This window comes from Neorhizobium sp. 2083, from assembly GCF_031455615.1.
In the GTDB taxonomy this organism is placed as follows: domain Bacteria; phylum Pseudomonadota; class Alphaproteobacteria; order Rhizobiales; family Rhizobiaceae; genus Neorhizobium.
In genome coordinates this window covers 54,848-69,346 of sequence record NZ_JAVDTC010000007.1, presented here as the reverse complement: position 1 = coordinate 69,346, position 14,499 = coordinate 54,848, and the positions used below count along the sequence as shown (strand labels likewise).

10 protein-coding genes are annotated in these 14,499 nt (G+C 62.7%); 1 reads left to right on the top strand and 9 read right to left on the bottom strand.

Annotation, left to right across the window (positions count from 1 at the left end; translation table 11 throughout):
• Positions 1 to 31 precede the first annotated feature (31 nt).
• From J2X76_RS24275 to J2X76_RS24245, 7 genes are all read right to left on the bottom strand, one after another.
• Positions 32 to 2,140 carry a beta-galactosidase gene (locus J2X76_RS24275; protein WP_310219970.1) on the bottom strand — a complete coding sequence of 703 codons (2,109 nt, stop codon included), beginning with the start codon at positions 2,138 to 2,140 and terminating at the stop codon, positions 32 to 34.
• Between the two features lie 108 nt (positions 2,141 to 2,248).
• Complete coding sequence (otnI, locus tag J2X76_RS24270; protein ID WP_310219969.1) at positions 2,249 to 3,037, bottom strand: 2-oxo-tetronate isomerase; 789 nt, start codon at positions 3,035 to 3,037, stop codon at positions 2,249 to 2,251.
• Positions 3,038 to 3,048: 11 nt separating this feature from the next.
• Positions 3,049 to 4,755, bottom strand: coding sequence for an ABC transporter ATP-binding protein (locus J2X76_RS24265; RefSeq protein WP_310219967.1), 1,707 nt, complete (start codon positions 4,753 to 4,755; stop codon positions 3,049 to 3,051).
• A 10-nt stretch (positions 4,756 to 4,765) separates the two neighbouring features.
• A complete protein-coding gene (locus J2X76_RS24260) occupies positions 4,766 to 5,956 on the bottom strand; it encodes an ABC transporter permease (RefSeq protein ID WP_310219966.1) in 1,191 nt (396 codons plus the stop codon).
• 10 nt (positions 5,957 to 5,966) lie between these two features.
• Positions 5,967 to 6,953 carry an ABC transporter permease gene (locus tag J2X76_RS24255; protein ID WP_310219965.1) on the bottom strand — a complete coding sequence of 329 codons (987 nt, stop codon included), beginning with the start codon at positions 6,951 to 6,953 and terminating at the stop codon, positions 5,967 to 5,969.
• Between the two features lie 109 nt (positions 6,954 to 7,062).
• Positions 7,063 to 9,171 carry a family 10 glycosylhydrolase gene (locus tag J2X76_RS24250; RefSeq protein ID WP_310219963.1) on the bottom strand — a complete coding sequence of 703 codons (2,109 nt, stop codon included), beginning with the start codon at positions 9,169 to 9,171 and terminating at the stop codon, positions 7,063 to 7,065.
• 87 nt (positions 9,172 to 9,258) lie between these two features.
• Positions 9,259 to 11,184: an ABC transporter substrate-binding protein gene (locus J2X76_RS24245; protein WP_310219962.1), complete on the bottom strand. Its 1,926-nt coding sequence runs from the start codon at positions 11,182 to 11,184 to the stop codon at positions 9,259 to 9,261.
• A 173-nt stretch (positions 11,185 to 11,357) separates the two neighbouring features.
• Between J2X76_RS24245 and J2X76_RS24240 the strand changes: the two genes are divergently transcribed.
• Positions 11,358 to 12,407 (top strand): LacI family DNA-binding transcriptional regulator, encoded by a 1,050-nt coding sequence (locus tag J2X76_RS24240; RefSeq protein ID WP_310219960.1) that lies wholly within the window; start codon positions 11,358 to 11,360, stop codon positions 12,405 to 12,407.
• Between the two features lie 60 nt (positions 12,408 to 12,467).
• Here the strand turns inward: J2X76_RS24240 and kduI are convergent, their stop codons facing one another.
• Together kduI and J2X76_RS24230 are read right to left on the bottom strand one after the other, a co-directional pair.
• Positions 12,468 to 13,316 carry a 5-dehydro-4-deoxy-D-glucuronate isomerase gene (gene kduI / locus J2X76_RS24235; protein ID WP_310219958.1) on the bottom strand — a complete coding sequence of 283 codons (849 nt, stop codon included), beginning with the start codon at positions 13,314 to 13,316 and terminating at the stop codon, positions 12,468 to 12,470.
• Positions 13,317 to 13,350: 34 nt separating this feature from the next.
• Positions 13,351 to 14,496: a glycoside hydrolase family 88 protein gene (locus J2X76_RS24230; protein ID WP_310219957.1), complete on the bottom strand. Its 1,146-nt coding sequence runs from the start codon at positions 14,494 to 14,496 to the stop codon at positions 13,351 to 13,353.
• Positions 14,497 to 14,499: the final 3 nt, after the last annotated feature.

Sequence of the window (14,499 nt, the reverse complement as noted above, 5' to 3'; positions counted from 1 at the left end):
GGGACATTCTGTCCGAGGGCGGCGGATGGTGTCACGCGAGCGGCAAGATCAGCACGTCGCGGGCCGGCACCTCGATCTTGCCGCCGTCATGGGTATTTCCGACCGGCCAGACTGCCTTGCCGGCAGCGAGGCGGCCGTGTCCCTCGGCCAGCGTCACCTCCGTCGCCTGCACCGAGCGGGTCGGGTTGACGAGCCAGAGGAAGCTGCCCTTCTCGCTGCGGTGGATGCGGGCGAACAGCGCCTTGTTCGACAGAGCCGCATGCGGGGTGCAGTCGGACCAACGCAGCAGCTCCGCAAAGAAGGCGCCGTTCGCCTTGCCCTCAGACTTGTAATAGGCGACCGAGGGGTTGGTTCCGATCAGCAGCGTGCGGCCCCTGCCGTAGGTGTTCTCGACCACGGCAAGCCGTCCATCGTCAAAATTGCCGCGCGCGGTGCCGCCGGCCAGTACATAGGACTGCAGGAACCCACCGCCATCGACTGGCGCGCCATTCAGCTTGAAGTGGATGCGGTCGCCGATGTCGGGCATGAATTCGACCTGATCCTCGCGGGCGCCAAAAACCTTGTCCAGGCCCATGTTCGGCTGCACCTGGCCGACATGGCCGCGGTCGCCGAAATAGCCGGGGCAGGCCTCCGCGATCAGCGTGCCGCCCTTTTCCACCCAGGCTGCGAGGCGTTTTGCCTGCTCTGTCGTGAACATGATCGGATAGGGGAAATAGAGGCGGTCATAGGCATCGATATCATCGATATGCACCCAGTCCGGCTGGACGCCGTTTTCGAGGAAGGCGCGGTAGGCGCCCCACATCGCTTCCGGATAGGGTTTTTCCTTGCGGTCGTAATTCAGCAGGTAATCCCATTCCTGCGTCTCGGGAACGACCAGGACGCCGATTTCGCCGCGCACCGGCTTCGCCTCCCAGAGGGCGGCCTGTGCCGGGTCATTCGCCCATTTGGCCATGTCGCTCTGCATCTTCGAGCGCGGCGTGCGGGAGCCGTCCATGCCGTAGGCGCCGAACGCGCCGAAAAGCGGGCCGTCGAGCAGCGGCCGCCAGCGCAGGTTCAGCACGCCGCGGGCGCCGCCGGCAAACGAGGTCATGCTCCACAGGCGGATATCCTCGGGCTCGGCGACGCGGCCGTCATCCTTGTCGCGACCGATCACCTGCGGCTGCAGCCACAGCGGTCCGCCCTGGCGCTCCGCATGCCAGAAGGGCTTGCCGCGGGCGGCGGCGCGGTTGATGTCGACGCCGTACCAGTTCTTCCAGGCTTCCGTCCCCTTGCGGGCCTGGATCCAGGTGAAACCGTAGACCTCGACCTTGGAGGCGGCCAGCCAGTCGTCGCAGCCGTTCGCCGCCATGTTGGGGATCGCGCCGGAAATGCCGTGGGCGGCGATGGTGTTCTTCTGGTCGACGGCGCGGATCGTATCGATGCGCCATTGCATCTGGTCGTAGAAATTGTCACGCTTGAACTGCAGCCAGTCGATGCATTCCGGATAGGGTGCCATGTGCACCGGCGGTTCGACATCCTCCCATTCCGCATAGCTGTAGCGATGCCAGGCCTTGGCGAGCACCTTCAGCGTGCCGTATTTCTTTTCGAGCCATTTCCTGAAGGCCGATTTGGCGTAGCTGCTGTAATCGACATCGGCGGAATAGTTGCACTCGTTCCAGACATCGTAGCCGTAGATTGCCGGATGGTCCTTGTAGCGGGTGGCGAGCGCGGTGAGGAACCGGCCGGCCGCCTCCTTGACCTCCGGGCAGTTGAGCGTCAGCGCGCCGGCGCCGCCGCCATTGTTGGAAAAGCCGCCTGTCGCGGCCGAGACGCCCATATAGGAACCGAGCCTGGTTCCATCGGCATTGACCTGCAGCGCATCGGCATATTTGCGCACCGCCCAATCGGGCACGGCATGGATCAGCTCGGCGATGACCGTCTTAATGCCGTTCTTCGCCGCAAGATCGAGTTGCCGGTCGTATTCCTCCCAATCGTAGACGCCCGGCGCGGTTTCGATCGCACCCCACATGAACCAGTGGCGGAAGATGTTGAGGCCGTCCTCGCCCGCCGTCGTATAGTCGCGCTCCCAGTCCTCGCGGGGCGGGTTGGACTTGCGGAAATAGACGGCGCCGTAGGGGAACTGGATATCGTTTCTGAGCATGGTCCTGTCCTTCTTCATCGATGTTCGGACATGGCTCCGCCCTCCGGAGAAGGCTCCGGTCTGGCAGCGGCGAAGATGGCGTCCGGTTAGTCCTGAAAAGCGTTGATGTTAGCTTTGCCCTCCGGCGGAAGGCTTCATCCAGCTAAGGCCTTCGCTGGTGCCGGCCTTCGGCTTGTATTCGCAGCCGACCCAGCCGTCGTAGCCGAGGCGGTCGAGTTCGCGGAGGATGAAATCGTAGTTGATCTCGCCGGTGCCCGGCTCGTTGCGGCCGGGATTGTCGGCGATCTGCACATGGGCGATCCTGTCCTTCAGGCGGGCGAAGGTGGGGATCAGATCGCCCTGCGTGACCTGCATGTGGTAGAAATCGTACTGGATATAAAGATTGTCGGAGCCGACCCTGTCGAGGATGTGTTCCACATGGTCGGTGGTCGACAGGAAGAAACCGGGAATGTCGCGTTGGTTGATCGGTTCGATCAGTAGTTTGACGCCGGCATCGGCACAGCGCGACGCTGCGTATTTCAGGTTCTCGACCAGCACGTTTTCCAGGGTGTCGATATCGGCTCCGTTCGCCACTAGGCCCGAAATGACATTGAGCTGCCGGCAATCAAGCGCCTTGGCGTAATCCAGCGCCAGCACTACTCCGTCTCGGAATTCCTGGATGCGGTCCGGCAGGCAGGCAGTGCCACGCTCGCCGCCGGCCCAGTCGCCTGACGGCACGTTGAACAACGCCTGGACGAGACCGCTCGCCTCCAGAGCATCGGCCACCTTCTCTTTCGGTTCGGCATAGGGCCCGAGATATTCAAGCCCGCCGAAACCGTCCTTCGCTGCGGCGGCGAAACGATCGAGGAAGGGCAGGTCCTGGTAGAGGAAGGAAAGATTGGCGGAGAATTTTGGCACTGGCACTGTCCTCAGATGGCGGGGGCGACGAAGCGGTGCCGGTGCAGCATGCGCTTGTCGCGGGGATCGGGATTGGGAACGGCGGAAATCAGGCTCTTGGTATAGGCTTCCTGCGGCGCGGTGCAGATCTGCTCGGCCTCGCCGAGTTCTACGATCTTGCCGCGATGCATGACGGCGACGCGGTCGCAGAAATAGCGCACCACCGAAATGTCGTGCGAGATGAAGATGAAGCTCAGGTTGAGGCGCTTCTTGATGTCGAGCAGCAGGTCGAGGATCTGGCTGCGGATCGACACGTCGAGCGCCGAGGTCGCCTCGTCGGCGATGATGATGCGCGGATCGAGCGCCAGCGCCCGGGCAATGCCGATGCGCTGCCGCTGGCCGCCGGAAAAGGCATGCGGGTAGCGCTCCATGCCCATCGGATCGAGCCCGACAAGACGCATCAGTTCGGCAACGCGCTCTTCGAGCGCCTTGCCTTTCGCGAGGCCGTTGACGATCAGCGGATCGCCGATCACGTCCTTGACCGTCATGCGTGGGTTGAGCGAGGCAAACGGATCCTGGAAGACGAGGCGGACTTCCCGGTGGAAACCGCGCAACTCCTTCTTCGTCAGGCTGGTGATCTCGACCTCGCCGCCATCCCTGTTGCGATAGACGACGCTGCCCGTGGTCGGCTCGACGGTGCGCAGGATCAGCCGGCCGAGGGTCGTCTTGCCCGAGCCGCTTTCGCCGACGATGCCGAGATTTTCACCCGGATAGAGATCGAAATTGGCGTCGTCGACCGCGCGCAGCGCATTGGTTCTGCCGTGCCAGCCGAAGGTCTTGCCGAGATTGCGGACCGAAAGGATCGGTTGTGGCGGCTGCGACGAGGCGGCCACCGCCGGCACCCTGCCTTCGACGTGGCGGGTCAACTTCACCGTCGAGGCGAGAAGCTGCCTTGTGTAGGGATGCTGGGCATCATGGTAGATCGCATCGACCGGACCCCGCTCGACGATGCGGCCGAAGCGCATGACGGCGACCTCGTCCGCCACTTCCGCGACGATGCCCATGTCGTGGGTGATCAGCAGCATCGCCATGCCACGCTCCACCTGCAGCCGCTTGATCAGGTCGAGGATCTCCGCCTGGGTGGTGACGTCGAGCGCGGTCGTCGGTTCGTCGGCGATGAGGATGTCGGGATTGCCGGCGAGCGCCATGGCGATCATCGCCCTTTGCCGCATGCCGCCGGAAAACTCGAACGTGTAACGGTCGGCCATCTGTTCCGGATTGGGGATTTCGACCTGCCGAAGCAGTTCCACCGTTTTCGCCCGTGCGGCTCGCTTGTCGAGGTCGCTGTGCAGACGGACGGCTTCGGCGATCTGCGAGCCGATCGTATGGACGGGAGATAGCGAGCTCATCGGTTCCTGGAAGATCAAGCCGATGCGGCGGCCGCGAATGGCGCGCATGGTCCGGCTGTCCGGATCGAGCCTGGCGATATCGGTGATCTCGCTGCCGTTGCGCAGCAGGATGCGTCCGCCGACGATGCTGCCGGGCCGGTCGACGATTTGCAGCAGAGAACGGGCGGTGACGCTTTTGCCCGAGCCGCTTTCGCCGACCAGGCAGAGGGTCTGCCCGCGCTTGAGGTCGAAACTGACATTCTCGACCGCATGCAGGATATGGGTTCTCAAGCGGAAATCGATCGAGAGGTTATCGACGGAGAGGAGGACGTCTTCGGGAAGGGCGCTCATGGTTTCCTCCTCAATTGTCATAGGGGTCGGCGGCATCGCGCAGACCGTCGCCGAAGAAATTGAAGGACAGCACCGCGACGACCACGGCAAGCGATGGCCAGATCAGGAGCCATGGCGCCGTCGCCACCGTGCGGATGTTCTGGGCGTCCTGCAGCAGAACACCCCAGCTGACCACGGGCGGCTTCAGGCCGATGCCGAGAAAGGAGAGTGAGGTCTCGGCTACGATCATGGTCGGCACGGCCAGTGTCACGACAGCCAGGATGTGGCTCGTCAGCGACGGCAGGATATGGCGGAAGATCAGCCGCTTTTCGCTCGATCCGTCGAGCATGGCGGCGGTGACGAAATCCTCGCTCCGAAGGGCGAGGAACCGCCCGCGCACCTCGCGCGCAAGACTGGTCCAGCCGAGCAGCGAGACAATGATGGTGATGACGAAATAGACGTTGACCGGCGACCATGTCAGCGGAATTGCCGCCGCGAGGCCGAGCCAGAGCGGAATGGTCGGCATGGCGCTGACCACCTCGATGATGCGCTGGATCACCGTATCGATCCAGCCGCCGTAGAAGCCGGATATCGAGCCGAGCACCACGCCGAGAACGAGCGACATGGCGACGCCGACGAGGCCGATCGACATGGAAATCCGCGTGCCGTAGACCAGCCGCGAGAAGACGTCGCGGCCGAGGCGGTCGGCGCCGAGCAGGTACATCGGGTCGTTGGGGTTGATCGGGCCGATCAGGTGCCGGTCCATGGAGATCAGGCCCCAGAGCTCGTAACGCGGGCCTTTGACGAACAGCCCGACCGGCACGACCTTGGTGTCATCGACGACAAAGGTGCGCCGCAGCGCCACCTTTTCGATTTCCACCTTGTAGCCCTTCACATGGAAGTTGAACTCGGTACTGCCGTCCGGCTTGGTGACGAAGAAGCTCAGGCCCTGCGGCGGCGCATAGGTATATTGCGGCCGTGAGGTGGCGGGCAGGGCGGGCGCGAGGAACTCGGCGAACAGGCCGATCAGGTAAAGGATGAGGATGATGGCACCTGCCACCATCGCCACCTTCTGGCGGACCAGCTTGCCGGCGATCAGCCGCCAGGGCCCGACGGTCGCGGTCGAAACCGTCTTGCCCGCCTTCAGCGGACTGATCGAGGGGCCGTCGGCGACGGTGTGGACGGGGCCGGAATAGGTTCCGAATGTCTCGTGCGTGCTCATGCCGCCTCCCTCAATTGAACCGGATGCGCGGATCGAGCAGCGCAAGGAGCAGATCCGATAACAGCATGCCGACGAGGGTAAGCGCACTCAAAAGCAGGATGAAACTGCCGGCGAGATACATGTCCTGCGACACCAGCGCCCTGAACAGCAGCGGGCCGGCAGTCGGCAGGTTGAGCACGATGGCGGTGATCGTCACCCCGGACACCAGATGCGGCAGCACCCAGCCGATCGCCGAAACGAACGGGTTGAGGGCGATCCGCACCGGATATTTGAGGATGACCTTGTATTCCGGCAGGCCCTTGGCGCGGGCGGTGATCAGATAGGGCTTGTGCAGTTCGTCGGTGAGGTTGGCGCGCAGGATACGGATCAGCGCCGCCGTTCCCGAGGCGCCGATGATGATGATCGGAATCCACAGATGGGCGAGGAAGTCGCCGACCTTGGCAAGGCTCCAGGGAGCCTCGGCAAATTGGGGAGAGTTGAGGCCGCCGACGCTCTGGCCGAGATAACGGTATGCGACATACATCAGCACCAGCGCCAGGATGAAGTTCGGCACGGCAAGGCCGATGAACCCGAAGAAGGTGAAGACGTGGTCGCCGACCGAATGACGCCGGACGGCGGAATAGATGCCGATCGGCAGCGCGACGATCCACACGAACAGCAGGCTCAGCAGCGAGATGACCAGCGTCGAGCCCATCCGCGCCCAGATCAGGCCAGAGACCGGCTGGTTCCATTCGAAGGAGTGGCCGAAATCGCCCCGGCTGACGATGCCCCAGATCCATTTGAGATACTGGATGTAGAACGGGTCGTCGAAACCGTAGATCTCCTTCAGCCGCTCGATCTGGGCCGGATCGACGGCCTGGCCGCTGTCGCTCATCGTGGCGATCATCGACGTCAGGTAGTCACCCGGCGGCAGCTGGATGATCAGGAACGATATCAGCGACATGCCGAACAGGGTCGGGATCATGTAGAGCACGCGCTTGAAGATGTAACCAAGCATCGGAATAGTTCTCCTCCCGTTGAAGACGCCGCTTGGGGCGCCACCTTCGGATCTCCATCCGCTCCCGGCCCCTCCAGGCCGGAAACGCTCCTCCAATCGGTCTCCCACCCTATTTCCAGGTGAGATGCAGCACCTCCAGCCGCTCTATGCCCGGCACCTCGACTTCCGCGCGTCCATCCTTCACGCTGAAGCTTGCCGCCCGGTCTGCAACCACGAGCCAGGCTTTCGCCACCGACTTGCCCTCTGGAACTTCCACCGAAACGGTCTGGGCCGCCAGAGGGTAATTTTCGCGGATCGGGCCTTTCATCATCATCGGATTGGTAAGGTTGAAGAGGCTGAGGGCGATGCCCTCGGCATTTTCCCTGAGCGCAAGGTCGATGACGCCGGGCCCTTTGACGGTGACGCGCGGGGTCTTGCCGAGCGCCCAATGGACGGCGTTGGAGAGCAGGCGGCCATGATCGACCGCAAACACTTCCCAAAAGATCTCGCCGATATTCCAGGGAATATAGACCGTGCGGCCGCCCTTGCCGGTTTCGCGGGCGACGACCGCAGCACCTTCCGGCGCCTTGCGAGGATAGACCTCTTCCATGGGAAGATCCGGGAAATCGGGTACGTAGAGGAAGGGTGTTGCGGCGCCCGCCGCTGGCTCGACATGGATCAGCCTTGTGCCGCCCATGATGCGCTCGGCACCGTCAAAACCCTTGTTGACCGGATGGTCGCCGGAGAGCGCCACATAGGTGTTCTTGACGATGCCGCGCGGGCCGGAGACGAATTTGGCGCCGAGCACGTCGGAGAGGCCGAATTCCGGCCGCGCCTTGCCGAATTCGTCGCGAAGCGAGGTCTCGTAGGAGGCGACAACGCTGCCGCCGCGTGCCACATAGGCGCGGATCGCCTCGTTCTGCGCATCCGAAAGGCAGGAGGCATTGGCGAGCACGATGACCTTGAAGCGGTCGAGATTGTCCTTGGTCAGCACCTGGTCGGAGAGAAGTTCGAAGGGCAGGCGCGCCTCGACCAGGGCGTGGTAGACGCCGAGGTCGTGTTTTTCGGCTGCGTGGCGGTCTTCCGGCGCCCAATGGCGCAGGGTCGTCGACGGATCGATCACGGCGATTTCCGCCGTCGGTTTCATGCTTTCGATCACCGGTTCGACGGCCGACTGCAGCACGAAAGCCTCGGCGACCGGCTCGACCCAGCGCTTGTCGGGCACCACGCCGTTGAATTTCGTGAACCAGGCATAAAGCCCGTGGGCCGTGCCGTTGTTGATCCACAGCTGCATTTCCTCGCCCGAGGTCACCGCATCCTTCCAGCGGTATTCCTCTTCCGGACCGATCGAGGTGATCAGCACCACGGGACGGTCGGCAAAGGTCGCGCGGATGCGCTTGCCGTTGCGGCCGGCCGACCAGCCGAGCTCCAGCCCCTTGCGGCCCTGATGGTCGACGACGAGGAAGGGGCAATGCCTGGTGATGACGGAGAGATCGAACTCCATCAGCGATGCGCCGCTCATGTTGGGGATGAAGCTTGCATGCGGGCGGATGGCCTTCACCGCGTCGTCCCACTGGGCGATCACGTCGGTTAGCACCCGGCGGCGCCATTGCAGCCAGGCCTGCCAGGCCGGATCCTCGGCATCCGCCTTTTTGGGCAGCGCGTAGCCGGACATGTCCTTGAAGCGGCGGGCGCTATCCTCGCTGTAATCGACGCCATGGCCCTGCCAGCGATTGGCGAAGATCGCGTCGATATCGTATTCGCGGACGATCTCCTTCACCACTTCCGGCATGAACACCGAATTATAGTCGCCGTAGGCGTTGGTGACCCAGACATCCGGATAGGCCCAGTGACGCCGCGGCGTGCCGTCGGCATTGATCATCACCCATTCGGGGTGGGCTTTTGCCGCATCGTCATGGATGGCATGCGGATCGACGCGGGCCATGACATGCATGTCGAGCTTGCGGGCCGCATCGACGAGCGCGCCGAAAATATCCTTGTCGCCCAGATACTGGCTGACATAGTGATAGGGGACCTTGCTTGGATAGTAGGCGATGTAGCCGCCGGCGCTGAGGCAGACGGCGTTGGATTTGGTGCGCTTGAAGACGTCGATCCAGAAGGCGGGATCGTATTTGTCCGGGTCATCCTCGACGAATGTCAGCTGGGTCCAGCGCGTCGCGGTCCTGAACCAGTCCGGGGTCCGCAGGGTGTCGGTGTTCTGTCGTGTCGCCTCGAGCATGATGGCATCCAATCATCGGGAAAAGGGAGCCCTCGGCGCCGGCCGGTCGAGACCGGCGCCCGGAAGAAGTCGGAATGTGCGAGGCCCTCAGACCTTGTAGAACTGCTCCGGCATGGTCGGGGCAGGGGTCGGCCAGCCGAAGGAATTCGGCATGGTCTTGGTGATGTTCTTCATATTGTTCTTGACGATGCCGTAGCCGTCCGGCGGCTGCGAAATGCCGAACACATAGAAGGCTTCGGCGGCGCCCTGCAGGATCTGCTTCATGATCTCGCGCTGGCCCGCCTGGTCCGAGGTCGCCTTCAGCTTGTCGTAGAGTGCAAGCAGCTGCCTGGTGTCTTCCGGCGGTTCCTCGGCATTGGCGTTCTTGGGATCGAGATACCAGAGCTGCCAAGCCGGGGCATACATCGCATTGCTGTCGGTCGGCACGTAGTAGCGCGGATCGAGCATCGCCGCGACGCCGCCATTGGCGCCGAACTGGTGCGCGGTCGCATCGAAGTCGCGGCCCTGGCGGACGCGGGTTTCCCAGAGCGACCGGTCCATGGTGCGCATCTGCGCATCGATGCCGACCGCCTGGAACATCGGGATGACCAGCTGGAAGAGATCGAGGAAGATCGGGCGCGCCTGGTCGATCTCGAAGATGATCGTCAGCCGCCGGCCCTTCTCGTCGAGACGGAAATTCTGGCTGTCACGCTTCGGAACCAGTTCGTCGAGCATGGCATTCGCCTTGTCGACACTGTACTCGGTGAACTGCTTGGCGAGCTGGTCGTTGTAGAGCGGGTCGCCTTCCTTGATCGAGGGCTGGGCGGGCGCGCCCTGGCCGACCAGCACCGCGTCGATCAGCGTCTGGCGGTCAAGCGCCGTCGAGAGAGCCGCGCGGAACTTCTTGTTGCGGAAGAGTTTCCGTTTCGTCTCGTCGTTATGGTTCAGGTTGAAGATGAAGTTCATCACATTGGCCTCGGTCGAGGTCAGCGTGTAGAAATCATAATCGCCCTGCTTGCGCGCGTCGTACAGAACCGACTTGTTGTTCGGTGTCGCGATATACTGGTCCATCAGGTCGATTTCGCCCTGCATGCATTTCAGGAGCAGAACCTGCGGATCGGCGACCATCTGGTAGACGATGCGGTCCATGTAAGGCAGCTGGTTGCCCTCCGTATCGACCTTCCAGTAATAGGGGTTGCGCTCGGCCACAACGCGCTCGGTGTTTTCACCCGGCGCGATCGTGAAATACCAGGCGTTGAGGGTGGGCTTCTTCGAGGAGTTGAGGAAGAAGGCGTTGTCATCCTGGAAACCGGAGGCCGACTGGAAGGCGGCGATCCACGTCTGGAACCCGCGCTGCTTGGCAAGCTCGTCCGCCTTCGGATTGTAATCGATGTGGAACTGTTCGAGATAATGTTTCGGGCAGCGTGTCGTGTGATCCCAGTTGGACCACGCGACCTGCAACGGGAACATACCGTTAGGCTTTTCGAAGATCACCTTGAAGGTCTGCTCGTCGACCACCTCGAGCTTTGCGGGCTTGCCGGCGGTCTTCCAGTGGCCCTGGCTGGTGACGGCGACGCGCTTGTCGGTGAGAACGGTATCGTACCAGAATTTCACGTCGGCGGTGGTGTAGGGGTGTCCGTCGGACCATTTCATCCCCTTTCGCAGGCGGATGGTATAGACGGTGGAGTCTGCATTGCCGTCGAAGGCTTCCGCGACATTGAGCGTTACGCCCGACCAATCCGGCGTATACCGCAGCAGCGGCTCGTATGCCTGATAGCGGAACAGCATGGAGAGCGACCCGCCGCCGACCAGTGCCAATTTCCAGTCACCTCCGTATTTTCCAACGCTTTCAACCGGTTTGACGACAAGGGGGTTGGCGGGAAGCCGATCCTTCACGGGCGGAAGGGCGCCGCTTGCGACCTTGTCCTTCAGGATGCCTGATTCCTTGTAGTCGACGGCCAGGGCCGGCAGCGCCGGCAAAATCAAAACGGCCGAGGTCCCGGCCAGAAACGCGCGACGTTTCAGCTTGATCATGAGTGTCTCCTCCAGACAATCCCCGCCGTTACCTCTTGTTTCCCTTCCAGCGTGGATAACGAAAAGTTTGCATTCGAATACTGTTAGGTAAAGTGTTATGTAGTGTTGTTTGGTAAAATTGCGTTTTGCAGCGCAGCGTCGTAAGCAGGCGGCAGCAGCGGAGGGTGTGGGAAATGAAGAGCAGGGGACGGGTCACCTTACAGACGATCGCGCGCGAGGTCGGCCTTTCGAAATACGCGGTGTCCAGATCCTTATCCGGCAAAAGCGGGGTCAGCGACGAAACCCGCGAGCGCATTCGCGAGGCGGCGGAGCGCCTCGGCTATACCAAGCCGGCCAACCAGGCCGCGTCCGGTGATATCGCGGTGGTGTTTCACGACCTCGATCCGGTCAATAGCGAGCTGCATATGCAGATCCAGAGTGGCGTTCAGGCCGAGGCGCACCGTCTTGGCATGGACCTCAGGATGTTATGGACGCACAGCCGGGGCCAGCTCGAGGAACTGGCGCGCAGTTGCGCCGGGCTGCTGCTCGTCGGCCCGCATGAGCGCGAGGGGATCCATGCGGCGATGGCAACGGGTACGCCGATCGTCCGGTTCGGATGGGTGGATCCGCTCGAGGATGCCGACCAGGTCTCCGGGACCGATCACGAGGCAGGGCAGGCTGTCATCCAATATCTGATCGAGCTCGGCCATCGCTCCATCGCCTATGTCTACGGGACGCCCGGCTATCGCGGCCGCCGCGAGCGCTTTTACGGTGCGCGTGAAATCGCCGAACGTTATCCGGATGTCGCACTGCATGTTCTGCAGTTCGAGGAGCAGAACGGCTTTGCCGATGCCTACCGGGCGCTGAAGGACAAGGGCGAACGGCCGACCGCCTTCTTTTGCGCCCATGACGGGCTGGCGCTCAACGTCGTTTCCGAACTCCTGGGCCAGGGCTATCGCATTCCCAACGACGTTTCGGTGGTCGGTTTCGGGGATTTCTCGCCGGCAAAGCAAATTTCGCCGCCTCTGACGACCGTGCGCATGGAGGGCCAGGAATGCGGTGCCGTCGGCCTGCGGCTGCTGCTCGAGCGGATCGAAAACCCGCGCCAGCCGGGAACGCCGGCCAGAAGGGTTCAGGTCGCATCGAGGATCGTCGAGCGCCGGTCCACCGGGCCTTGCAAGAACCCTATGCCTCCAGGGGACCGCGCGGCATCCCGACAGGAGCCGCGCATAGTTTCCGTCTGACGGTTTGCACCGTCGCCGGTCCGAGCGGGCCGGCACATCAGAGCGAATGGTTTGGACAGCCTATTTGAGGCTCTTCATGTCCACCATGTCCATGTCGGTGAAGGACTGGTTGTCGCCGGCCATGCTCCAGATGAAGGCGTAGGCACCGGTGCCGGCGCCGCAATGGATGGACCAGGGTGGCGAAAGCACGGCCTGTTGATTGCGGATAATCAGGTGGTTGGTTGCTTCCGGTCGGCCCATCAGGTGAACCACGAAGGCATTTTCCGGCAGCTCGAAATAGAGATAGGCTTCCATTCGCCGGTCATGCAGATGCGCCGGCATGGTGTTCCAGACGCTGCCGGTCTCCAGCCGTGTCAGGCCCATCAGCAGCTGGCAGGTCGGAAGCACTTTCGGGTGCAGATACTGATAGAGCTTGCGCTTGTTCGAGGTCGTGCCGTCGCCCAGATTGTTCTCGATCGCATCCGAGCTGCTGACGATCCGGGAGGGCAAGGTCGCATGCGCCGGCGCGCTGTTGATGTAGAACTTGGCAGGAGCCGAGGCATCGGCGCTCTCGAAGAAGATTTCCTTCGTTCCCATGCCGAGATAAAGCCCGTCCATCGGCTGCAGTTCGTAGGCCTTGCCATCCGCGATGACGCGGCCCGCTCCGCCGATATTGATCAGGCCGAGCTCGCGGCGTTCCAGGAGATAATCCGCGCCGACGACCTTCGCCAGTTCGCCACCGACGCCGAGGCTTTTTTCGGTTGGCGAGGCACCTGCGACCAGCATCCGGTCGTAATGGGTGTAGACGGCCTGAAGCGCCCCTGCGACGAAGAGATCTTCGATCACGAAGTTCTCGCGCAGCTCCGCGCTCGTCATGCGCTCCGACTGGCTGTAGTGAACGGCATGGCGCGTCCGGACATCGATCGTCATGGTGCAGTTTCCTCCTGTTTGTCGGCGCGTGGTGCTACCGTTTGGCGGCGGTGCTGAGTTCGGCCGAGGCTTCCAGCCGCGCAGACTGGGGCATCACCGTTTGCGTGTCCAGCAGCGTTTCCGCATAGGCCATCATCATCGGCCCGACACCCTTGATATCGTCGGGTCGGATTTCCTCGGAGAGATAATATCCGACCGTCCCGTCGCGATAACGGCCGTTGAAACCGCCGAGACCTGCGACGCAGCATATGTTGTGGAGCCTTGCACGGCCGTCGGCATCCGGTCGCAGCTCCTGTGACGTCAGCGATCGCAGGCTCGCCCGGCCGGCTTCGGAAAAGGCGCTAGGCCCCCCGAGCCGCGCGAGCTTCTGGAGAAAGTAGGAGAACATCGCCGTGGCGGAACTTTCAGGGTAGTTCAGCGCTTCGTCCGGCCGGTCGATCACCTGCAGCCAGCGGTGATCCGCGGTGCGAAGGGCGACCAGCCGGGATGCCAGCGCTGCTGCGCGATCGGTGAGCTCCCGCCTTGTCGTGCCGGAGGGCAGGTTTTCGATGATGTCGACGAAGGCCATGGCCAGCCAGCCGATCGACCTTGCCCAATGCGCCGGCGAAAGGCCGCTTTCCGCATCCGCCCAGGGCTGCTGCCGGGCCTCGTCATATCCATGACGGTAGAGATCGGCCTGCCGGTCATATGTGAGATCGAGCGCCGTCGTGAATTGCCGAAGCGCCTCCTCGATCGCCTGCGGTCTTGAAGCCGCGCGGGCGTATTCGACCTTGAACGGCAGCGCCATGTAGAGACCGTCCAGCCAGATCTGGTGCGGGTAACGCAGCTTATGCCAGTAGACGTCGCTGCCGGTGCGCGGATGCGTTTCGAGTTGCCGCGAAAGCGGTGCGGCGGCGTCGAGCCAGCGGCTTTCGCCCGTGTGCCGGTAGAGAAAGACGAGGGCACGGCCGGGCAGGATATTATCGATGTTGAACTCGTTGATCTCGTAACCGACAAGCCGGCCCTGTGCATCGATCTGCCCGCTGATCAGCCGGATCAGATGATCCAGCCATCGGCGGCTGCCGGTTGCTTCGTAAAGCGCGATCAGGCCACGATAGAGACAGCCGTCCTCGTAGCACCAGGCGCCGCCTTTGTAATACTCATAATCGCGTACGTAACTCTCGAAGTAGTCTTGAAGCATCGG